Source organism: Kitasatospora sp. NPDC058492, from assembly GCF_042720685.1.
In the GTDB taxonomy this organism is placed as follows: domain Bacteria; phylum Actinomycetota; class Actinomycetes; order Streptomycetales; family Streptomycetaceae; genus Kitasatospora.
The window spans coordinates 80,939-101,476 of record NZ_JBHXMU010000030.1 but is presented as its reverse complement, the minus strand read 5'-3'; the positions used below and the strand labels follow the sequence as shown (position 1 = coordinate 101,476).

The window sequence follows — 20,538 nt, the reverse complement described above, 5'->3', positions numbered from 1 at the left end:
CGATCGGCCGCGCCCCTCACCCCCGGTCCGCGGCCGATCGGCGTTTCCGCGCCCTCTGGGGGTGTCGGACACGCCCAGAGGGCCGGGCGACGGGTCAGTGCGGTCCGCGCGGGTCGTGCGGCTTGGGGTGGTCGCCGTCGTCGTCGGGCCGGCCGGGTGGCGGAGCGGGCTCGGTGGCCGTGTCCGCCGGGGTGGCGGCGTCGACCGGCCCGGGGGCCGTCGCGCCGGCGGCGTGCGCACCGGCGGGTTGGTCGGCCCGGTCGGTCGGGGGTTCGATCAGCCACTCCGGGTTGCTGTGCCGGCGCCACCACTGCCAGGCCACGATCCCGCCGCCGATCGCCAGCGCACCGGCCACGGCGAGGCCGGTGGCCAGGCCGTTGCACCGCTTCCTCCGGGCGTTGCGGGCGGCCAGGTGGCTGATCTCGGCCGAGGTGACGTTGCCGTGCAGCGCGGTCAGCGCGGCGGCGCCCCGGGTCTGGGCCTCCTGGGCGACCGGGGTGACGGCGGCGCGGGCCTCCTCGACGGCCTGGACGACCCTGGGACCGACCGTGGAGCGGGCCTGGTCGGCTGCGCGGGCGGCGGAGAGCCGGGCCGCCAGGGCGGCCTCCTGGGCGCGGTGGAAGGCCTTCAGGACGTGCTGCTGGGTTTCGGGAGGCAGGCTGGCGAAGGCGTGACCGAACTGCGGGGCGATGTGCCGGTCGTACTGGACGCGGAGGCTCTGGGCGGCCTGGGCGGCTTTCGGCCCGAGGGTGTCCAGGGCCGGGCCCAGGCGCTGCTTGGCGCCGTCCGCGAGGTGCGCGGCGGTGTCCCGGGTCTTGGTGGCCGTCTCACGAGCCGAGTCCGAAAAGGTCACGAGTCTCTCCTCCTGGGTGGCGTCCTTTATGCACATATCCACCTGAATGCTGATCATGCATGCTGATTTGTCCACCGGCATGTCGGAGTGGGCCGTACGCGGACTGTGGGAGCGGCCGGGGAGAAGGCCCGATGTCGGATCCGCCGCAGTAGGCTGGCGATTTCGGCGGTCCCGTACGGGAGGGGAAGAACCTGATGCTGACCGGCTGCTACCGGCACCCGCAGACGGCCACCGGCGTCTCCTGCACCCGCTGCGAGCGGGCGATCTGCCCGCAGTGCATGGTGGCCGCCTCGGTGGGCTTCCAGTGCCCGGAGTGCGTCGGCGGCGGGCACGCCGGGACGCGGCGGGCGACCACCCGGTTCGGCGGGGCGATCGCCCAGGACGGCGGGCTGGTCACCAGGGTGCTGATCGGCATCAACGTGGTGGTCTTCGTGCTGGCCGCCTACGTGCTCACGCCGCGGCTGGGCCAGGTCTGGGAGCTGTACAGCGTCGGGCGGGCCGTCCTGGGCGGTCCGGATGGCGTCGCCGACGGCCCCGCCCAGTGGTACCGGCTGCTGACCTCGGTGTTCCTGCACCTGCAGTGGTGGCACATCGGGATGAACATGCTGGTCCTGTACTGGCTTGGCCCCACGCTGGAGGCGGCGCTCGGCCGGCTGCGGTTCCTGGCCCTCTACCTGCTCTCCGGCCTGGGGGGCAGCGCCCTGGCCTTCCTGATCGACGGCAACTCGCTGCGGTCGGTGGGGGCCTCGGGCGCGATCTTCGGGCTGATCGGCGCCACGGTGGTGATGCAGCTGCGGAACCGGGGCCCGCTCGCCCCGGTGATGGCGTTCCTGGTCTTCAACCTGGTCGTCACCTTCTCGCGGACGGACATCGACTGGCGGGCGCACATCGGCGGCCTGGTGGTGGGCGCGCTGACGGCGGCCGGTCTGATGTACGCCCCGCGCGAGCGCCGCGGCCTGGTCCAGGGGCTGGCGTTGGCGGGGTCGCTGGCCGTGGTGGCGGCGATGCTGATGATCGGGATGGCCCGCTACGGCGCGTGACGCCGCGGGTGTTTGTCCACAGCGGGTGCGGGGTTGTGCACAGGCTGTGTGCCGCCCGGGGTGTGGACTGCTGTTCTACGCGTGTCCTGCTGTGCGGTTTTCCCATTCCCGGGAAGTTGTGCACAGCCGTGGAAAGCCCGCGGTCGAAAAGTTATCCACAGGCTGGGGAGACTTTTCCCCAGTGTGGATAACCATGTGGATAAGCGCGACCATCTGATGATGGGGATAACCGACCGGCTTCCCGCCCGTGTCCGGGCATGCCTGACCGCCGCCCGGCACCAGTGGCCCGAAGCGGCGGAGGTGGCTCGACCGGAGCCTCAGGAGGAGCGGGAAGCTACTTCCACTGGGTGGAGACGCCGAACCCCGCGGCGATGAACCCGAAACCGACCAGGATGTTCCAGTTCCGCCAGCCCTCGACCGGGTAGCTGCCGCTGGTCACGTAATAGGTGACGATCCAGACCAGGCCGATCAGGAACAGTGCCAGCATCAACGGTGCGACCCAACTGCGGCCCGAACTGATCTTCACCGTGGCCGTGGTCGGCGGGGTGTAGTCGGACTTCTTGCGGAGTCGAGACTTCGGCACGAGGAGCTCTCCTGTCGATGCGCTGTGAGACCGCGCAGAGGTGCAGCGGGGGTCGGTCTGCCGGCGACGGGCGGTGCGGAACGCACGGGACCGTTCCCGCACGCGCCACCGGCGTCCGTTAGCGTAGTGGCTCGGTGGGTCTTAAGGAGATAAGGGTACGGTGCCTAATTTGTCGATTCCCCCTCGGCCGACCACTACCCGCCGCTCCGGCACCCGAATTGTCGGGCGTGCCCTGACCTGTGCGGTCTTCGCGCTCGCCGGACTGCTCTTCTACATCAGCGCGCAGACCGCCCGCGGCACCGACCTGCGGACCGACAACTCGCTGCTGAGCCTCGGCGACGTGATACGCCAGCGCAGCTCGCAGAACCAGCAGGCCCAGGCCCAGCTGGCCGACCTCCAGGCCCGCGCGCAGGAGCTCACCGGGCAGCAGGGCGGCAACCCCGCCGACGCCGCCCGGCTGGAGGACCTGCGGCTCGGCGCGGCCCTGGAGCCGCTGCAGGGCGGCGGCCTGACCGTCACCCTCAACGACGCCCCGCCGAACGCCACCGCCCGCATCCCGGGCGTCCCCGAGCCGGGCGTCAACGACCTGGTCATCCACCAGCAGGACATCCAGGCCGTGGTCAACGCGCTGTGGCGGGGTGGAGCCGAAGGGGTGCAGGTGATGGACCAGCGGCTGATCTCCACCAGCGCCGTCCGCTGCGTCGGCAACACCCTGCTGTTGCAGGGCCGGGTCTACTCGCCGCCGTACGTGGTCCGGGCGGTCGGCCGCACCGATGCGCTGAAGGCCGCCGTGGACGGCGACCCGACGATCCGCAACTACCTCCAGTACGTCCAGGCGTACGGGCTCGGCTGGAAGGTCCAGGAGAGCGGTGACCTGACCCTCCCCGGATACTCCGGGACCACCGAGCTGCGGTCGGCGGGCGGGCAGCAGTAGCGGACCGGCCTCGCGGTCGTTGATCCCGGGTCTACTCTTGACCCCAGTCCGCTACGTCGAGGGAGCACCATGTACGGCTGGATCTGGCGTCACCTCCCGGGAAACACCCTGGTCCGCGCCGTCGTCTCGCTGCTCCTCATCGTGGGGATCGTCTATCTCCTCTTCACCTGCGTCTTCCCGTGGGCGGAACCGTTGCTCCCCTTCGGTGACGTCACAGTGGACGGCGGCGAAGGTGCCGCGGCCGGCTGAACCGGCGGCCCTGCTCCTCCACCCTGCCGACCCCGCCCCGCATCCCACGGAGACCACGCGAGAATGACCACCCAGCCGACCGCGCCCCGCATCCTGGTCGTGGACAACTACGACAGCTTCGTCTTCAACCTGGTCCAGTACCTGTACCAGCTCGGTGCCACCTGCGAGGTGGTGCGCAACGACGAGGTGACCGTCGAACACGCCGTCCGTCGGTCCGGGGGCGAGGACAACCAGGGCTTCGACGGGGTGCTGCTCTCCCCCGGGCCCGGGGCGCCGGAGGAGGCCGGGGTCTGCATCGGGATGGTGCACCACTGCGCGGGGATCGGGCTGCCGGTGTTCGGCGTCTGCCTGGGCCTGCAGTCGATCGCGGTCGCGTACGGCGCGGTGGTCGACCGGGCACCGGAACTGCTGCACGGCAAGACCTCGCCGGTCGAGCACGAGGACGGCGGGGTGTTCGAGGGACTGCCCTCGCCGCTGACCGCCACCCGGTACCACTCGCTGGCGGTCGAGCCGGCCACCGTGCCGGACGCGCTGGTGGTCACCGCGCGCACCGACAGCGGCGTGATCATGGGTCTGCGGCACCGCGAACTGCCCGTCGAGGGCGTGCAGTTCCACCCCGAGTCGGTGCTCACCGAGGGCGGCCACCGGATGCTCGCCAACTGGCTGGCGGAGTGCGGCTACCCGCAGGCCGTGGACCGGTCGGCCGGGCTCGCCCCGGTGATCGGCCGGGGCTGAGCGGCGTGACCGCGCTGCGTCCGGAGGGGCGTTACCAGCCGGCGGCGGGCCCGGGAGACGGACAGCCGTACGGCGGCGCGCAGCACGGCGACGGCCCGTACGGCGGCGGTCCGTACGGCGACGGGCAGCACCACGGCGGCGCGGCGGCGTACCCGCAGCCGTACCCGGCGCAGCCCGGACAGGGCGCCGCCGAGGACGCCTGGGGCGTGTACGAGCAGGCCGAGCAGCCCGCCGCGTCCGGACCCGAGTACCCGTGGCTGCCCGACCAGACGCTCCAGCTGCGCCTGCCCCTCGACATCGGCGGGCCGGCCGCGGAACCGGCCCCGCCCACCGGCGGCCGGGCCGAGCGCCGCAGGGCCGCCCAGGGCCGGACCTCCGTGCGCGCGGGCGTCGGTCGGCGCCGGGCGAGCGGCCGGGGCGCCGGGGCGAAGGCGCGGCCCAAGGAGTCCGCGGTCGTGGTGGCCGCGCGGCTCGTCGGGGAGCTGTGCATCACGCTCGGCGTGGTGATGCTGCTCTTCGTCTCGTACCAGCTCTGGTGGACCAACGTGCAGGCCGACGCGGCCGCCGACGGCGCCCGCAACCGGCTGGAGCAGCAGTTCGACGCGGCCCTGGCGCCGCCGAAGCCCGGGCAGCCGGCTCCGGACCCGGCCAAGCCGGAGTCGTTCGAGCCCGGCAAGGGCTTCGCCATCATCTACCTGCCCAAGCTGGGGCTGAAGTTCCCGATCGCCGAGGGCACCTCCAAGCCGGCGGTGCTCGACAAGGGCCTGGTCGGCCACTACACCGGCACCGGGATGCCGGCCGACAAGGCGGGCAACTTCGCGCTGGCCGCGCACCGCAACACCCACGGCGAGCCGTTCCGGTACATCAACCAGCTCGGCAAGGGCGACAAGATCGTGGTGGAGACCGCCACCTCGTACTACACCTACGAGGTCACCAGCAGCATCCCGGAGACCTCCCCCAACAACGTGAGCGTGATCAAGCCCGTCCCCAACGGCGCCGGTTACGCGGGCGCCGGCCGGTACATCACGCTGACCACCTGCACCCCGGAGTTCACCTCCAAGTTCCGCCTCATCGTCTTTGGCAAGATGACCGAGGAACGGCCGCGCAGCCAAGGCAAGCCGGCCGCGATCACGGGCGGGTGACCGCCCGGGCACCCGGCACGAAGGGGGAGCACCGGAGATGACGGACGAGACCGCGCAGTCGGCCGAGCCGCGGGAGGAGGCCTTCCCGCCGCCCGAGACCGGCCCCGCGCCCGCCCGGCGCGGCCGCAGCCGCGCGCTGGCCGCACTCGGCGTCTTCGGCGAGCTGCTGATCACCCTGGGACTGGTGCTCGGCCTGTTCGTGGCCTACTCGCTGTGGTGGACCAACGTCGAGGCGGACCGCTCGGCGGCCGCGGCCTCCGACCGGCTGCGCGACACCTGGGCCGCGAGCCCGACCGGCACCCCCTCGGCGCCCCACGGCGGGACGCCCGCCCCCGCCGCGCCGTTCGCGGCCGGGGACGCGATCGGCTTCCTGCACGTCCCGGCGATGGGCCGGGACTACCAGGTGCTGATCCGGATGGGCACCGACGGCGACACCCTGGCCGAGGGCGTGGCGGGGGTGTACGAGCAGCCCTACCGCGCCGCGATGCCCTGGGACCAGGCCGGCAACTTCGCGCTGGCCGCCCACCGGGACGGCCACGGAGCCAAGTTCCACGACCTGGACGCGGTGCACCGGGGCGCCGCGGTCGTCGTCGAGACCAAGGACAAGTGGTACGTCTACCGGGTCGACAGCACCCTGCCGGAGACGTCCAAGTACGACACCGGCATCGTCGCGCCCGTCCCGGTCGGCTCCGGCTACACCGGACCCGGCCGGTACATCACGCTGACCACCTGCACGCCGGTGTACACCTCGCGCTACCGGATGGCGGTCTGGGGGAGCCTGGTGCGGGTGGACGACGTGGACGCCAAGCGCACCCCGCCGCCGGAACTGCGCCAGCCCTGAACCCGTCGGCCCGGCTGCCGTAGCCCGGAACCGAGAACGCCCGAGGGCCCGTCGCAACCGCTGCGACGGGCCCTCGGGCGTACGGCCGGACAACTCCCACCAAGCCTCAGATCCAGGGGAACCAGGGCTTAGTTGTTGCTCCCCCCTTTGGTGTTGGAGGGTGAGGGGGAGAGGGGGTCACCCCCTTTGGGCGGATCGGCCGGCTTCGTGATGAGCATCACCTGGGTGTTCGGATCCAGCTGGGTGCCGGCGGGCGGGTTGGTGCTCACGACGATGGCGTTCGGGTCCGACGGACCGGACACCACCGTGTAGAGCAGCCCGACCTTGCCCAGCTGCGAGATGGCGTCCGACAGCTTGACGTTCTGCAGCGGCGGGACCTGGGGCTTGTCCTGCATCTTGAAGATCGTCAGCGTGATCTTCGTGTTGGCCGGGACCTTGGTGTTGGCCTGGACCGACTGCGCGGCGACGGTGTTCGCCTTGCTCTGGTCGGTGGTCTGCACCGTCTTCGAGGTGTCGACCTGGAAGCCCAGGCCCTCCAGCTGGGCCTGCGCCACCTCCTTCTGCGCGCCGGCCACGTTCGGCACGGTCACCTTCGACTTGCCCTGCGAGACGGTCAGCTTGACCGGGGCGGTCGGGTCGCCGGCGGTGCCCGCCGCCGGGTCCTGGGCGGTGACGTTCTCCTGCGGAGCGGTGTCGTCGTCCTTGTACTCGGTGGTGACGTTGGTGAAGCCGGCGTCGCCGAGCGCCTTGGTCGCCTGGTCCTTGGTCTTGCCGACCACGTTCGGCAGGGGGGCCTTGGCCGGACCGGAGGACAGCTGCACGGTGATGGTGCTGTTCTCCGCGACCTGGCCGCCGACGGCCGGGTTCTGGGTGCAGACCTGGTCCTTCTTGATGTTGGCGTCCGGGCAGGCGAGCTTGTCGCCCTCGGCCACCACGAGCTTGGGACCGGCCGCGGCCGCGGCCGTCTTGGCGTCCGCCAGGCTCTTGCCGACCAGGTTCGGCACGGCGACCTTCGGGGTCTCCGTGGTGCCGCCGCCGTTGCCGTTGAACATGGCCTGGGCCACGAAGAAGGTGCCGACCAGGACCAGCACGGCGGCGACCGCCAGCACGATCCAGGAGGTGTTGCTCTTCTTCGGCGGCTGCTCGCCGCGCCGGCCGCCGTCCCGGCCGTAGCCGTCGTCGTGGCCGCCGCCCGCCGGGCCGTCGGCGTAGGCCTGGCCGTAGCCGTCGTCCTGGTAGCCGCCCTGCGGGCCGTAGCCGGGCTGGCCGCCGGCCTGCGGCAGGACGGTGGTCGGGCCGCCGCCGGGCTGCTGCGGCAGCACGTTGGTCTGGCCGTACGGGTCGTGCTGCTGCGGGTAGCCGTTCTGGTCGTAGCCGTACCCGGCGCCCATGCCGTACGCGGCGGCCTGCTGGGCGGCGGCCACCGGCAGGCCGTCGAGGAAGCGCTCGATGTCGTCGCGCATCTCGTCGGCGCTCTGGTAGCGGTAGTCGCGCTCCTTGGCGAGCGCCTTCAGCACGATCGCGTCGATCTCGGGGCGGACCTCGGGGTCGAAGACGGACGGCGGCTGCGCCTCCTCCCGGACGTGCTGGTAGGCCACCGCGACCGGGGAGTCGCCGACGAACGGCGGGCGGACGGTCAACAGTTCGTACAGCAGGCAGCCGGTGGAGTAGAGGTCGGAGCGGGCGTCGACCTGCTCGCCCTTGGCCTGCTCGGGGGAGAGGTACTGGGCGGTGCCGATGACGGCCGAGGTCTGGGTCATGGTCATCCCGGCGTCGCCCATCGCACGGGCGATGCCGAAGTCCATGACCTTGACGTTGCCCTGGCGGGTCAGCATCACGTTGGCCGGCTTGATGTCACGGTGCACGATGCCGGCGCGGTGCGAGTACTCCAGCGCCTGCAGGATGCCGATGGTCATCTCCAGCGCGCGCTCGGGCAGCAGCCGTCGGCCGGAGTGCAGCAGCTCGCGCAGGGTGGACCCCTCGACGTACTCCATCACGATGTACGGGATGGAGATGTTGTCGATGTAGTCCTCGCCGGTGTCGTACACGGCGACGATCGCGGGGTGGTTCAGGGACGCCGCGGACTGCGCCTCGCGGCGGAAGCGGGCCTGGAACGACGGATCCCGGGCCATGTCGGCCCGGAGCGTCTTCACTGCGACGGAACGGCCGAGCCGGGTGTCATGGGCGAGGTAGACCTCGGCCATGCCGCCGCGTCCGAGGACGCCGCCGAGCTCGTACCTGCCGCCTAGGCGACGAGGCTCTTCCATAGTTCCGACCCTCTCCCTCACCTGCCGGCGAGGTTGTGACGTAGGTGTCCCCGCACGCTCAGGGTGACGCCGAGCGGGTCTCGACCGGTTCTCCGGCCGGGCCGTGCGCCGTCTCGCGGGCGGCAACGGGCACACCCGCTGCTGGCGGATACGCTACCGCTCGCACCGCATCGGACCGGAGTCGGCCGTCGGCCGATATCAGACCGGTATCCGGACGGGGGTGTCGATCGTGACTTTCCACTCACGGCCGGGCCTCCTCCTCACTTGCCGAGGACGGCCTGCATCACCGCCTTGGCGATCGGGGCGGCCAGCCGGCCGCCGCTGATGCCGTCGCGGTTGTTGGAGCCGTCCTCGACCACGACGGCGACCGCCACGGACTGGCCGTCGGTGGTCTTGGCCCAGGAGGTGAACCAGGCGAACGGCAGCCCGGCGTTGTCCTCGCCGTGCTGCGCGGTACCGGTCTTGCCGCCGACCTGGAGGCCGGGGATCTTGGCGCTCTTGCCGGTGCCGTTCTCCACCACCGAGACCATCAGGTCCTGCATCTTCTGCGCGGTGGCCGGGCTCATCGGCTGGGAGAACTGCTTCTCGGTGTGCTTGGAGATGGTGGTCAGCGAGGCCGAGCGCTCCTGGTCGACCAGGTACGGCTGCATCAGGCTGCCGTTGTTGGCGATCGCGGCGGACACCATGGCCATCTGCAGCGGGGTGGCGCGGGTGTCGTGCTGGCCGATCGAGTCCTGCGCGGTGCCGTCCAGGCTCGCGCTGCTCGGGAAGATGCTCTTCTCGGAACGGACCGGGGTGTCGATGGTGCTGTTGAAGCCGAACTTCTCGGCCTGCGCCCGCATCTTGTCCTTGCCGAGGTCCGCGCCCATCTTGGCGTAGACCGTGTTGCAGGACTGGTCCATCCCCGACTTGACCGTGGCGTTCCCGCACTTCTCGAGCGGCGACTCGTTGTTGAGCACCGTCTGGGTGCCCGGCAGGGTGTACGGGTCCGGCGTCGCGGTCTGGTCGTCGATGTTCTGGTACAGGCCGTTCTCGAACGCGGCGGTCGCGGTGACCAGCTTGAACGTGGAGCCGGGCGGATAGGTCTCCTTCAGCGCCCGGTTGAGCATCGGCTTGTTGGGGTCGGCGTTGAGGTCCGTCCAGGCCTTGGAGTCGCCGCTCTCGCTGCCGGCGATGGTGCCCGGGTCGTAGGACGGGGTGGAGACCAGCGCCAGGATCGCGCCGGTCTTCGGGTCGATCGCGACGGCGGCGCCCTTCTTGTCCCCGAGGCCGTCCCAGGCGGCTTTCTGGGCCTTGGCGTTGATCGTGGTGACGACGTCGCCGCCGCGCTGCTGCTCGCCGGTCAGCATGTCCAGGGTGTTGCGGAAGAACAGCCGGTCGTCGGTGCCGGAGAGGATGCCGTCCTCCAGGTTCTCCAGCTGGCTGGAGCCGAAGACCTGGGAGGAGTAGCCGGTGACCGGGGCGTACATCGGGCCGTCGACCCAGGAGCGCTTGTACTTGTAGCGCAGGCCGTTGACGAAGTCGGACTTCGTGACCGGCTGGCCGCCGACGATGATGTTGCCGCGCGGGTGGGCGTACCGGTCGTACTGCTGGCGCTTGTTGTTCTTGTTGGTGGCCCAGGCGTCGGCCTGGACGCCCTGGACCCAGTTGGTGCGCACCATCAGGGCCAGGATCAGGACGAGGCAGAAGATCGAGACCCGGCGGATCGGCTTGTTCATCGGACGGGTCCTCCCTGGCCCTCGGTGGCCGGGGTCGCTTCGACCCCGGGTCGGCGGGCGCTGTCGCTGATCTTCAGCAGGATCGCGACCAGCGCCCAGTTGGCGACCACGGACGACCCGCCCTGGGCGAGGAACGGCATGGTCATACCGGTGAGCGGGATCAGCCCGGTGACGCCGCCGGCCACGACGAAGACCTGCAGCGCCATCGCCGACGAGAGCCCGACGGCGAACAGCTTGCCGAACGGGTCGCGGGCGGCGAGGGCGGTGCGCAGGCCGCGCTGCACCAGCAGGGCGTACAGCAGGAAGATCGCCATCAGGCCGGTCAGCCCGAGCTCCTCGCCGAACGAGCCCAGGATGAAGTCGCTCTTCGCGGCGAAGTTGATCAGCCAGGAGCGGCCCTGGCCGAGGCCCGAGCCCGTCACCCCGCCGGAGCCGAGCGCCATCAGCGACTGACCGATCTGCTCGGTGGCGCCCTTCGGCGGGTGTGCTCCGAAGGCGGCCATCGGGTCGAGCCAGGCGTCGATGCGGACCTTGACGTGGCTGGTGGTCATCGCGACCGCGACCGCGCCGCCGATCGACATCAGCAGGCCGAACAGGATCCAGCTGGTCCGCTCGGTGGCGACGTAGAGCATCACCACGAACAGGCCGAAGAACAGGAAGGACGTGCCGAGGTCGTTCTCGAAGACCAGGATCAGCAGGCTGAGCAGCCAGATCACGACGATCGGGCCGAGGTCGCGCCCGCGCGGCAGGTACAGGCCCATGAAGCGGCGGCTGGCCAGGGCGAGGGCGTCGCGTTTGACCATCAGGTAGCCGGCGAAGAACACCGTCAGGATGATCTTGGCGAACTCGCCGGGCTGGATGGAGAAGCCGCCCATCCGGATCCAGATCTTGGCGCCGAAGTCCTCCGCCCGGGCCGGGAAGAAGGCCGGCGCGGCGAGCAGGACCAGCGCCGCCACCATCGAGATGTAGGTGTAGCGCTGGAGCACCCGGTGGTCCTTCAGGAACACCATCACGCCGATGAACAGCCCGATCCCGAGGGCCGACCACATCAGCTGGTTCCGGGCCGCCGGGAAGTTGGCGCTCAGCAGCTTGCCGGCCTTGTCGAGCCGCCAGATCATCACCACGCCGAGACCGTTCAGCAGGGTGGCGATCGGCAGCATCAGCGGGTCCGCGTACGGCGCGAAGCGGCGCACCAGCAGGTGCGCGACCAGCGCCAGCGCGCCCATGCCGAGTCCGTAGCCGACCATGCCGCTCGGCAGCGCGGAGTCCATCGCGAGGCCCACGTTGGCGTACGCGAGGATCGGCAGCACGACGGCGAAGGCCAGCAGGGCCAGCTCGGTGTTGCGCCGGTTCGGCGCGCCCTGGAGGGAGATGGTGGTGTTGGCCCGGCGCCGGGAGGCGGCGCGGTCGGTGGCCGTCCGGCGCCTGCCGGCCCGGCCGGTGTCGTCGCTCAGGTCGTAGGTGCTCACGTGGTGACCGCTCCCTGACGGCCGGCTGCCCCGCTCGGGGCGGGCCTATGTCGGATCACGGAGGTCACTGCTTCGGGCAGGAGTCGGCCCGGCTGCGCTCCTCCTCGGTCAGCCCGGAGAGGTCGCCCGACGGGCCGGTGTTCGGCGCGGCGGCGTTCGGCGCCGGTGCGGTCGGGCTCGGGGCCGTCGGGGTCGGGGTGGCCGGGGTCGGAGTGGTGGGGGCCACCGGGGGGCGGGTCTTCTCGCCCGGGGTGGGCGTGACGGCCAGGAACGCGGCGTGGGTGGCCTGCGCCGCCTGGGTGCCCTGGGCGCCCGGGTTGGTCCGGGCGTCGGCGACCTTCTTGCAGAGCTTGACCCAGCCGTCGAGCTCCTGGACGGTCGCGGTGGCGGCGCCCAGGCTGTCGGCCGAGATGGTCTTGTTCAGGTGCTCGGCCTGGTCCTGCGGCAGGTACTTGAGCTCGACGTCCTTGTACGCGGTGTGCACCGAGGACAGGCTCAGGCCGGCCAGGTTCTGGTTGATGCCCTGGTAGACCGCGACGTGGTCGCCCTGCTTGGCGACGTAGTACTGGTCCTGGGTCCACTGGTAGCCGAAGAACCCGGCGCCGCCGAGCAGGCCGAGGGTGACCAGGACGGCCACCGAGACGGTGAGGCCCTTGCGCTTGCGCTTCGCGGGCGGCTCCTCGTCGAACTCCTCGGCGCCGTACACCGAGGGCTCGCCGGAGCCGTAGCCGTACTCGCCCTCGTAGCCCTCCGCGGGGCCGAAGCCGCCCTGGGCGGCGCCGTAGCCGGCGTCGTAGCCCTCGGCCGGGCCGAAGGCGCCCTGCGGGGCGCGGCCGAGGCCGGCGGCGCGGCCGGCCGGGGTGTCGGCGATCGAGCGGTCCGCGGCGGCCGAGGACGGCGGGGTGTCGGCGACCGCGCCGACCACCACCGGGACGTCGTTGTACTGGCCGCTCGTGGTGTCCGTGGCACCGACGTCGATGACGTCCGCCACGATGCAGGTGATGTTGTCCGGACCGCCGCCGCGCAGCGCGAGCTGGATCAGCTCCTGCACGGTCTGCTCGGGCGAGTAGTAGCTGCCGAGGGTGTCCTGGAGGGTCTGGTGGCTGACCGGGCCGGAGAGGCCGTCGGAGCAGATCAGGTAGCGGTCGCCGGCGCGGACCTCGCGGATCGACAGGTCGGGCTCGACCTGGCCGCGGCCGTCGAGCGCCCGCATCAGCAGCGAGCGCTGCGGGTGGGTCTCGGCCTCCTCCGGCGTGATCCGGCCCTCGTCGACCAGGCGCTGCACCCAGGTGTGGTCCTGGGTGATCTGCACCAGCGAGCCGTCGCGCAGCAGGTAGGCGCGGGAGTCGCCGACGTGCACCATGCCCATCCGCTGGCCGGTCCAGAGCATCGCGGTCAGCGTGCAGCCCATGCCCTCCAGCTGCGGGTCCTCCTCGACCATCTGCCGGAGCCGGTCGTTGGCGCCCTGGACGGCGTCGCCCAGCAGGGTCAGCAGGTCGGCGCCCGGCACGTCCTCGTCCAGTCGGACGATCGAGCCGAGCACCTCGGAGGACGCGACCTCGCCGGCCGCGGCGCCGCCCATGCCGTCGGCCACGGCCAGCAGCCGCGGCCCGGCGTAGCCGGAGTCCTCGTTCCCCTCCCGGATCAGTCCCTTGTGGGAGCCGGCGGCGAAGCGCAGCACCAGGGTCATGCGACCTGTGCCCCCCTCTGGGTCATGGACGGGATGCTGTCCCTCATGCGCTACTACTTCCGCAGTTCGATGACGGTCCTGCCGATACGGATCGGCATGCCCGGCTGGAGCGGAGTGGGCGCGGTCAGGCGCTGCCGGTCCAGATAGGTGCCGTTGGTGGAGCCTAGATCCTCGACCGTCCACTGCCCAGTCTGATCCGGATAGATCCTGGCATGCCGGGAGGACGCGTAGTCGTCGTCCAGCACGATGGTGGAGTCGTGCGCGCGGCCCAGGGTGATGGTCTGGCCCTGGAGCGCGACGGTGGTCCCGGCCAGTGAGCCCTGCACCACCACGAGCTGGGTCGGGGCGCCGCGGCGGCGGCCGCCGCCCTGGGTCTGGCCCGCCGCGGGGCCGGCGGCCGGGGCCTGCGCGGTGCGCCCGGCGGCCGGAGCGGCGGCGGCGCCGCCCGGAGCGGCGTTGGCGCCGCGACGGGAGGAGCGGGGGTTCACCTTGGTCCCGAACAGGTCGCTGCGGATCACCTGGATCGCGACGATGACGAACAGCCACAGCACGGCCAGGAAGCCCAGCCGCATGACCGTGAGGGTCAGTTCTGACATGGCCGGCCCGCCTGTCGGTGAGCGAGGCGCGCGAACAACTCGGACACTACCCTTCGACCTGTCGGTAGACGATGGTGGTGGAGCCCACGACGATGCGGGAGCCGTCGCGGAGCGTAGCGCGCTGGGTGTGCTGTCCGTCCACCACGATGCCGTTGGTGGATCCCAGGTCGAGGACCATCGAAGGGGTGCCGGGGCGGATCTCGGCGTGCTTGCGGGAGACCCCGGGGTCGTCGATCCGCACGTCCGCCTCGGTCGAGCGGCCGAGCACGCAGGCCGCGCCGGTGATCTGGTGGCGGGCGCCGTTCACCTCGATCCAGCGGCGGAGCGAGGCGCCGTGGCCGGCGCCGGGGAAGGCGCGGACGTTGCCGCCGGACGTCGCGGGCGGGCCCTGGGGCATCGCCGGGGGCGCGGCCGGCGGCGGGGGCGCGCCGTACTGGCCGGCGCCGGTCTGCTGCCACGGTGCGCCGGGGGCCGGGGCGGCCGGCTGGCGGTCGTATCCGGGCTGCTGCTGTTGCTGCTGCTGCGGGGCGTACTGCTGGGGCTCCTCGGCCGCCAGGGTGCGGCTGCGCACCCGGTACAGGCCGGTGTCCAGATCGTCGGCCTTCTCCAGGTTCACCTGGAGCGGGCCCATGAAGCTGTACCGCTGGGCCTCCGCGTACTCGCGGACCATGCCGGCCAGCTCGGCGCCCAGCTGCCCGGAGTAGGGGCTGAGCCGCTCGTGGTCGTGCGGGCTCAGCTCGACGATGAAGTCGTTCGGCACGACGGTGCGGTCGCGGTTCCAGATGCTCGCGTTGTTGTCGCACTCGCGCTGCAGCGCACCGGCGATCTCCACGGGCTGGACCTCGGACTTGAACACCTTGGCGAAGGTGCCGTTGACGAGACCCTCAAGTCGCTGTTCGAACTTCTTCAGCACTCCCATGGGACACCCCCTTCCAGGGTTCGTTCGCCTGCCTGCCGACCGGATCCCGCCGGGAGTCGGTCGTGCCTACTTGCGGTACTTCCGTACTGATCGTATCCACGCCGGGCCCTTCCGTACGGTTCCCGGACAGCGTGGTGCCCGGGGGTGGGCTCGGACACACAGGGTGACGCATACCGGGTACGGCACGCCAGGTGTGCCCGCCCGGGTGGGCTCCCGTCACTCGCTCGCCCGTTCGTCGTGCATCCGTTCGGATGCGCTTCGTCCCGCCGGAGAACGGATTCGGAGCGGCCCCCCGGGTCGTGCTACTGTTTTCCACGTCGGAAGGGCCGCCCACCAGGGAGGCCGGTCCAAGGAAACGCGAAGACCACATGGTACCGAGCGGTTCGGAAGATCGGTCGGCAACGAAGACGACACCCATGCGCGGGTGGCGGAATAGGCAGACGCGCTGGATTCAGGTTCCAGTGCCCGAAAGGGCGTGGGGGTTCAACTCCCCCCTCGCGCACAGCGAAGCCCCGCAGATCTACGGATCTGCGGGGCTTTCTCGTTGTCCCGGTCAGGAACGGGTGGCGGGCAGCTCGGCGCGGACCTCGAAGCCGCCGTCCTGGGTGGGGCCGGCGCTGAGCGAGCCGCCCAGCAGCTGTGCGCGCTCGCGCAGGCCGACCAGGCCGTGGCCGCCGCCCGGCAGGATCTCGTCCGGGTGGACCGGGGGCGCGTCGTTGCGCACCTCGACCCGCAGCCGACGCCCCTTCGCCCGGACCTTCACGTGCACCGCCGCCTCCGGGGCGTACTTGGTGATGTTGGTGAGCGCCTCCTGGACGGTGCGGTAGGCGGCCCGCTCGACCGCCTCCGGCCACGGGCGGTCACCGGGGTTCAGTTCGGTGTCGGCGGCCAGCCCGCTCTCCGCGATCAGCCGGGGCAGGTCGGCCAGCCGGGGCTGCGGGGCGAGCGGGGCGTCCGGGCGCGGGCCGGCGGTGCTGCGCAGCACCCCGACCATCTGGCGCAGCTCGTCGAGGGTGCGGACGGCCAGTTCGCGGATGGTGCGGGCGGTGGTCGCGGCGGCCGGGTCGGCGGTGCTCACCTGGAGCGCGCCGGCCTGGATGCTGATCAGGCTGACCTGGTGCGAGACCACGTCGTGCATCTCCCGGGCGAGCCGGCCGCGCTCGCTGATCAGCACCCGTTCGGCGAGCAGCCGGCTCTCCCGCTCCTGGCCGCGGGTCAGCTCGTCGAGCCGGGCGGCCAGCTCCCGCCGGGTGCGGGCGAGCATCCCGGTGGCGGCCGGGCCGGCGGCCAGCATCACCGACTGGATGGCGTAGAGCGCGGTGTCCCGGCTGAGTTCGAGGGTCTGCTCGGACAGCGGCCAGTGGAAGAACTCGACCAGCGTGAACAGGGTCGCGCAGGGGATGACGATCCGCGGGCGGGGGCGTTCGGCGGCCACCGTGTAGACGGCGGTGATCGGGGCCAGCCAGATGTCGTCGACGTAGCTGCCGGGCATGGTGAGCAGCAGCGCCGCCACCGGGAAGCGGCGGCGCCAGAGCAGGGCGACGGCGGCCAGCGTGGAGAGCGCGATCTGCCACCACGGGGAGTTCCGGGCCACCAGGGCGGCGTCCAGGAGGGAGTAGAGGGCGGGCAGCAGCAGCATCAGCCAGGGGGCGGTGCACCAGGACGGGAGCCGTCTGGACGGCAGCTGTTCGGTGGCCGTCATGCCCCGTCGCCGGGTTTCGGCCGGACCAGCCCGGCCCGGTGGGCGAGCACCGCCGCCTGGACCCGGTTGGCCGCGCCGAGCTTGCCGAGGATCGCGCTGATGTGGTCCTTGACGGTGCCGGTGCCGAGGAAGAGCCGGTCGGCGATCTCGGCGTTGGACAGTCCCTCGCCGAGCAGGGCCAGCACGTCGAGCTCCCGGCCGGTGAGGGTGCGGGCGAGCGAGGTGGCCTCGGCGTCCGGGCCGCCGCCGTCCACGTAGCCGCCGATCACGGTGCGGGTGACGGTCGGGGACAGGATGTTGCCGCCGGCCGCGAGCACCCGGACGGCGTGGACCAGCTGCTCGGGGGCGGTGTCCTTGAGCAGGAAGCCGGAGGCGCCGGCCCGCAGCGCGGTGCCGATGTACTCGTCGCTGTCGAAGGTGGTGAGCATCGCCACGGCGGGCGGGTCCGGCAGGGCGCGCAGCCGGCGCAGCACCGAGATGCCGTCGAGGTCCGGCATCCGGATGTCGAGGAGCACCACGTGCGGGCGCAGGCGCTGGACGTGCTCCTCGGCCTGGCCGCCGGAGCAGTCGCCGACGACCTCCAGGTCGGGGGCGGAGCCGACGATGAGGCCCAGGCCGGAGCGGACCAGGATCTCGTCGTCCACGATCAGCACGCGGGTGTCGGTGATGGTGCCTCCTCGGTTCTGGCGGCCGGGGTCGGGCGGTCCGCGCGGGTCGTTTCGAGGGTAGGGGTAGCCGGGGTGGGGCGCCGAACGGATGGCGGTCCTTACCCCCGCCACATGGCGGGGGTGGGAATCCGCTACCCGGTTCACGCAATTCTCAGGCCGGGTGGGGAACCATGGAGTTGGCTGCCCTTTGTCGGCCTGCTCCATTCAGTGGGCGCCCGGTCGAGGTGAGGGCCGCCGGTCAGTCCGTCGGGCCCCTGCGGGCACCCGTCGCCGGGCCGTGTGCGGATGCGCCCCACCATCTGATCGTTTGGAATTGAGCTGTGTCGTCCACTGTGAAGTCGGAGCCTTCCGCCACGTCCACCGGGCCCCGGCCCGTCGGCGTGCTCGACCGCTGGCGCCCGCGGGCCGCCGCCGTCTCCGTGTGGTACCTCCGGCTGCTGGCGCTGCTGAACGTGGCGACGGTGCTGCTGGTGCCGTGGGGGAACCAGGTCAACGAGCACAACGAGGGTGAGTACTTCACCCCGTACCTGATGACCTCGGGTCTGGCCAGCGCGGTGCTGGCGGTCTTCCTGGCCATCGCGATGCGGCGGCGCAAGCGGGCCGCCTGGATCTTCAACGCGGCCCTGGCCAGCATGTTCGCGGTGCTGTACCTGCTGGCCATGGTGATGCCCGGCGAGCGGTTCAAGGCCCACCCGCTCAACTACATCTCCACCGTGCTGACCTGCCTGTTCGTCCTGGCGCTGGTCATCGGGCGGAAGGACTTCACGTCCAAGGGCGACCGCTCCAACCCGAAGACGGCGGCGGCCACCTTCGTCGGCGGGCTGCTGTTCGGCGGGGTCGTCGGCGCGCTGCTGGTCTGGGCGACCAACGGGCTCGGCGGCGCGGGCTTCTGGGACCTCTTCCGCTACTCCGTCGGCCGGATGATCACGATCAACCCCTCGGAGCACCTGCGCTCGGTGATCTCCTCGCCGACCTGGGTCAACGCGGCGATCAACGCGATGGGCGCGGTGCTCTTCCTGCTGGTGCTCTACGTGGCCTTCCGCAGCCCGCGCGGCAAGGAGCTGCTGAACCCCGAGGACGAGGCGAAGCTGCGCTCGCTGCTGGACAAGCAGGGCGAGCGGGACTCGCTCGGCTACTTCGCGCTGCGCCGGGACAAGGCGGTGATCTTCTCCCCCAGCGGCAAGGCGGCGGTGACCTACCGGGTGATCGGCGGGGTCTCGCTGGCCTCGGGCGACCCGATCGGCGACCCGGAGGCCTGGCCGGGCGCGATCGACACCTGGCTGGCCGAGGCCCGCGAGCACGCCTGGGCGCCGGCCGTGATGGGCGCCTCCGAGGAGGCCGGGGTGATCTACGCCCGGCACGGGCTGGACGCGCTGGAGCTGGGCGACGAGGCGATCGTCGAGCTGGACGAGTTCTCGCTGGACGGCCGGGCGATGCGGGTGGTCCGCCAGGCGTACAACCGGGTCAAGCGGGCCGGGTACACGACGCGGATCCGCCGGCACGAGGACATCCCCGAGTGCGAGATGGCCGAACTGGTGGCCAAGGCCGACCAGTGGCGCGACGGGGCGACCGAGCGCGGCTTCTCGATGGCGCTCGGCCGGCTCGGCGACCCGGGCGACGGCCGCTGCGTGATGCTGGAGTGCCACGACGGCGACGGCGAGCTCAAGGCGCTGCTGAGCTTCGTCCCGTGGGGCCCGGACGGGCTCTCGCTGGACCTGATGCGCCGGGCCCGTGACACCGAGAACGGCCTGATGGAGTTCATGGTCATCGAGCTGCTGCAGCGTGCCGAGGAGGTCGGGCTGAAGCGGGTGTCGCTGAACTTCGCGATGTTCCGTTCGGTCTTCGAGCGCGGTTCGCGGCTCGGCGCCGGCCCGGTGCTGCGGTTGTGGCGTTCCGTCCTGGGCTTCTTCTCGCGCTGGTGGCAGATCGAGTCGCTGTACCGCGCGAACGCCAAGTACCGGCCGATCTGGGAGCCCCGCTACCTGCTGTTCGAGAAGAGCAGCGAGATCCCGCGGATCGGCATCGCCAGCGCGCGGGCCGAGGGCTTCATCGTCGCGCCGAGCCTGCCCGCCCTGTTCCGCCGCCGGCACTCCGGGGCCGCCGTGGTGGCGCCCCGGCTGCCGGTCGCGGCGCGGGACGGGAAGGGGTAGCCCTCCGCCGGGGGGCGGAGGGGACCGGGCGGTCGGATAGGGGGTGACGTCAGGGATATCCCTCCCCCCAGAGGATGACCCTGATCCGCATCTATGCCGATGTGGATTTGTTAAGAGGCTTCTAATGTTGGAGTAGCTCAGAAAGTTCGGGGATTCGGGAGTAACGGTTGTGATGGACAGGACCCACGCGGGGGGCGTGCGGGAGGGGTCGCTGGCGCTGGCCAGATCGGCCGCTGCCGCCGAGTGGGGGACGTTGTACGCGACGGTGCGGGACGCGGTGGTGCGCAAGAAGTTCGCCGCCGTTCCGATGGCCACGGCGGCGACGTTTCTGATCCTCCTGTTCAGCATCACCCAGCACCTGCCGGGCGGTGAGCACTTCGTCAACCGCATCGGGGTGGTGAAGGCGGCGCTGCCGCTGGACGTCTCGCTGCTGCGGACCCCGCTCTCGCTGTACGTGCCGGCGCTGGACCTGCCGGTCTGGGGCGCACTGGCCCAGGTGTTCGTGGTCTTCGGCGTCGCCGAGATCGTGCTCGGCCGGCGGATGACCCTGGTGGTGGCCTACACCTGCACCCTGGCGGGCACGCTGTTCGCCCGGATCGGCGTGGCGCTCGGCCCGGATCACCTGTTCGGCTTCCCGAAGTGGGTCGCCTACGTGCGGGACACCGGGCCGTCGGCCGCGGTGGTGGCGCTGGCGATCTGCATCGCGTTCCGCTGCCGGGCCTGGTTCACCGCCGGCCTGGTGGTGGTCATGATGGTCGGCGAGGCGGTCGTGCTGCCGAACCTGGCCGGTCTGGAGCACGTGGTCGCGGTGATCACCGCGCTGCTGCTCGCCGTCTCGGTCGAGGTGTTCGGGGACTTCTGGCCGCGGGTGCTGGCCGGGGTCGGGGCCGCCACCTCGGTGGCCGCGACCGCGTCGCGGGAGGTCGCGGTGGAGGCCCGGCGGCGCCCGGCGGGCGCGCTCGTCCCCTGACCCACCCGCCGT

18 protein-coding genes and 1 tRNA gene are annotated in these 20,538 nt (G+C 71.8%); 9 read left to right on the top strand and 10 right to left on the bottom strand.

From position 1 onward, the window contains the following. Positions 1-94 precede the first annotated feature (94 nt). Positions 95-853, bottom strand: a complete 759-nt coding sequence (locus ACFWPI_RS21020; RefSeq protein ID WP_380371293.1) for a DUF5324 family protein — start codon at positions 851-853, stop codon at positions 95-97. Between the two features lie 194 nt (positions 854-1,047). Here ACFWPI_RS21020 and ACFWPI_RS21015 point away from each other — a divergent pair, with 194 nt between their 5' ends. Then, entirely contained in the window at positions 1,048-1,893 is an 846-nt protein-coding gene (locus ACFWPI_RS21015; protein WP_063348452.1) for a rhomboid family intramembrane serine protease, read from the top strand. Positions 1,894-2,227: 334 nt separating this feature from the next. Here the strand turns inward: ACFWPI_RS21015 and crgA are convergent, their stop codons facing one another. Continuing rightward, a complete protein-coding gene (crgA, locus tag ACFWPI_RS21010; RefSeq protein ID WP_063348451.1) occupies positions 2,228-2,476 on the bottom strand; it encodes a cell division protein CrgA in 249 nt (82 codons plus the stop codon). Positions 2,477-2,651: 175 nt separating this feature from the next. Between crgA and ACFWPI_RS21005 the strand changes: the two genes are divergently transcribed. The 5 genes from ACFWPI_RS21005 (at position 2,652) to ACFWPI_RS20985 (ending at position 6,377) form a co-directional block, all read left to right on the top strand. Continuing rightward, on the top strand, positions 2,652-3,410 hold the full coding sequence (locus ACFWPI_RS21005) for a DUF881 domain-containing protein (protein ID WP_380371416.1): 759 nt from the start codon (positions 2,652-2,654) through the stop codon (positions 3,408-3,410). A 69-nt stretch (positions 3,411-3,479) separates the two neighbouring features. Then, positions 3,480-3,659 carry a hypothetical protein gene (locus ACFWPI_RS21000; RefSeq protein ID WP_380371297.1) on the top strand — a complete coding sequence of 60 codons (180 nt, stop codon included), beginning with the start codon at positions 3,480-3,482 and terminating at the stop codon, positions 3,657-3,659. Between the two features lie 63 nt (positions 3,660-3,722). Then, entirely contained in the window at positions 3,723-4,394 is a 672-nt protein-coding gene (locus ACFWPI_RS20995) for an aminodeoxychorismate/anthranilate synthase component II (RefSeq protein WP_380371299.1), read from the top strand. A gap of 5 nt (positions 4,395-4,399) precedes the next feature. Continuing rightward, entirely contained in the window at positions 4,400-5,536 is a 1,137-nt protein-coding gene (locus ACFWPI_RS20990) for a class E sortase (RefSeq protein ID WP_380371301.1), read from the top strand. A gap of 37 nt (positions 5,537-5,573) precedes the next feature. Continuing rightward, a complete protein-coding gene (locus ACFWPI_RS20985) occupies positions 5,574-6,377 on the top strand; it encodes a class E sortase (RefSeq protein ID WP_380371303.1) in 804 nt (267 codons plus the stop codon). A gap of 128 nt (positions 6,378-6,505) precedes the next feature. Here ACFWPI_RS20985 and pknB read toward each other — a convergent pair whose 3' ends face one another. The 6 genes from pknB to ACFWPI_RS20955 all read right to left on the bottom strand — a co-directional run bounded on the left by pknB (position 6,506) and on the right by ACFWPI_RS20955 (position 15,036). Beyond that, on the bottom strand, positions 6,506-8,644 hold the full coding sequence (pknB, locus tag ACFWPI_RS20980) for a Stk1 family PASTA domain-containing Ser/Thr kinase (protein WP_063348447.1): 2,139 nt from the start codon (positions 8,642-8,644) through the stop codon (positions 6,506-6,508). Positions 8,645-8,904: 260 nt separating this feature from the next. After that, complete coding sequence (locus tag ACFWPI_RS20975; RefSeq protein ID WP_063348446.1) at positions 8,905-10,362, bottom strand: penicillin-binding protein 2; 1,458 nt, start codon at positions 10,360-10,362, stop codon at positions 8,905-8,907. Then, entirely contained in the window at positions 10,359-11,735 is a 1,377-nt protein-coding gene (locus ACFWPI_RS20970) for an FtsW/RodA/SpoVE family cell cycle protein (protein WP_063351252.1), read from the bottom strand. Before ACFWPI_RS20970 ends, ACFWPI_RS20975 begins: the two co-directional genes overlap by 4 nt. A 160-nt stretch (positions 11,736-11,895) precedes the next feature. Continuing rightward, positions 11,896-13,521 (bottom strand): PP2C family protein-serine/threonine phosphatase, encoded by a 1,626-nt coding sequence (locus ACFWPI_RS20965; protein ID WP_380371306.1) that lies wholly within the window; start codon positions 13,519-13,521, stop codon positions 11,896-11,898. A gap of 53 nt (positions 13,522-13,574) precedes the next feature. Beyond that, a complete protein-coding gene (locus ACFWPI_RS20960) occupies positions 13,575-14,117 on the bottom strand; it encodes an FHA domain-containing protein (RefSeq protein WP_063348444.1) in 543 nt (180 codons plus the stop codon). Positions 14,118-14,163: 46 nt separating this feature from the next. After that, positions 14,164-15,036, bottom strand: coding sequence for a DUF3662 and FHA domain-containing protein (locus ACFWPI_RS20955; RefSeq protein WP_363368196.1), 873 nt, complete (start codon positions 15,034-15,036; stop codon positions 14,164-14,166). Positions 15,037-15,454: 418 nt separating this feature from the next. Here ACFWPI_RS20955 and ACFWPI_RS20950 point away from each other — a divergent pair. Continuing rightward, positions 15,455-15,538: transfer RNA gene (locus ACFWPI_RS20950), tRNA-Leu, on the top strand. A 51-nt stretch (positions 15,539-15,589) separates the two neighbouring features. Here ACFWPI_RS20950 and ACFWPI_RS20945 read toward each other — a convergent pair. Beyond that, complete coding sequence (locus ACFWPI_RS20945) at positions 15,590-16,738, bottom strand: sensor histidine kinase (protein WP_380371309.1); 1,149 nt, start codon at positions 16,736-16,738, stop codon at positions 15,590-15,592. After that, positions 16,735-17,385, bottom strand: coding sequence for a response regulator transcription factor (locus ACFWPI_RS20940; RefSeq protein WP_244293637.1), 651 nt, complete (start codon positions 17,383-17,385; stop codon positions 16,735-16,737). Before ACFWPI_RS20940 ends, ACFWPI_RS20945 begins: the two co-directional genes overlap by 4 nt. Positions 17,386-17,726: 341 nt before the next feature. Here ACFWPI_RS20940 and ACFWPI_RS20935 point away from each other — a divergent pair, with 341 nt between their 5' ends. Both ACFWPI_RS20935 and ACFWPI_RS20930 read left to right on the top strand, forming a co-directional pair. Then, complete coding sequence (locus ACFWPI_RS20935) at positions 17,727-19,556, top strand: phosphatidylglycerol lysyltransferase domain-containing protein (RefSeq protein ID WP_380343307.1); 1,830 nt, start codon at positions 17,727-17,729, stop codon at positions 19,554-19,556. 172 nt (positions 19,557-19,728) lie between these two features. Further along, positions 19,729-20,526 carry a hypothetical protein gene (locus ACFWPI_RS20930; RefSeq protein WP_380371312.1) on the top strand — a complete coding sequence of 266 codons (798 nt, stop codon included), beginning with the start codon at positions 19,729-19,731 and terminating at the stop codon, positions 20,524-20,526. Positions 20,527-20,538 lie beyond the last annotated feature (12 nt).

Excerpts from the sequence above, each read along its gene's own strand:
- ACFWPI_RS21015 (WP_063348452.1), top strand. The coding sequence starts at position 1,048 with ATGCTGACCGGCTGCTACCGGCACCCGCAGACGGCCACCGGCGTCTCC.
- ACFWPI_RS21000 (WP_380371297.1), top strand. The coding sequence starts at position 3,480 with ATGTACGGCTGGATCTGGCGTCACCTCCCGGGAAACACCCTGGTCCGC.
- ACFWPI_RS20995 (WP_380371299.1), top strand. The coding sequence starts at position 3,723 with ATGACCACCCAGCCGACCGCGCCCCGCATCCTGGTCGTGGACAACTAC.
- ACFWPI_RS20985 (WP_380371303.1), top strand. The coding sequence starts at position 5,574 with ATGACGGACGAGACCGCGCAGTCGGCCGAGCCGCGGGAGGAGGCCTTC.
- pknB (WP_063348447.1), bottom strand. The coding sequence starts at position 8,644 with ATGGAAGAGCCTCGTCGCCTAGGCGGCAGGTACGAGCTCGGCGGCGTC.
- ACFWPI_RS20975 (WP_063348446.1), bottom strand. The coding sequence starts at position 10,362 with ATGAACAAGCCGATCCGCCGGGTCTCGATCTTCTGCCTCGTCCTGATC.
- ACFWPI_RS20965 (WP_380371306.1), bottom strand. The coding sequence starts at position 13,521 with ATGACCCTGGTGCTGCGCTTCGCCGCCGGCTCCCACAAGGGACTGATC.
- ACFWPI_RS20960 (WP_063348444.1), bottom strand. The coding sequence starts at position 14,117 with ATGTCAGAACTGACCCTCACGGTCATGCGGCTGGGCTTCCTGGCCGTG.
- ACFWPI_RS20955 (WP_363368196.1), bottom strand. The coding sequence starts at position 15,036 with ATGGGAGTGCTGAAGAAGTTCGAACAGCGACTTGAGGGTCTCGTCAAC.
- ACFWPI_RS20945 (WP_380371309.1), bottom strand. The coding sequence starts at position 16,738 with ATGACGGCCACCGAACAGCTGCCGTCCAGACGGCTCCCGTCCTGGTGC.
- ACFWPI_RS20930 (WP_380371312.1), top strand. The coding sequence starts at position 19,729 with ATGGACAGGACCCACGCGGGGGGCGTGCGGGAGGGGTCGCTGGCGCTG.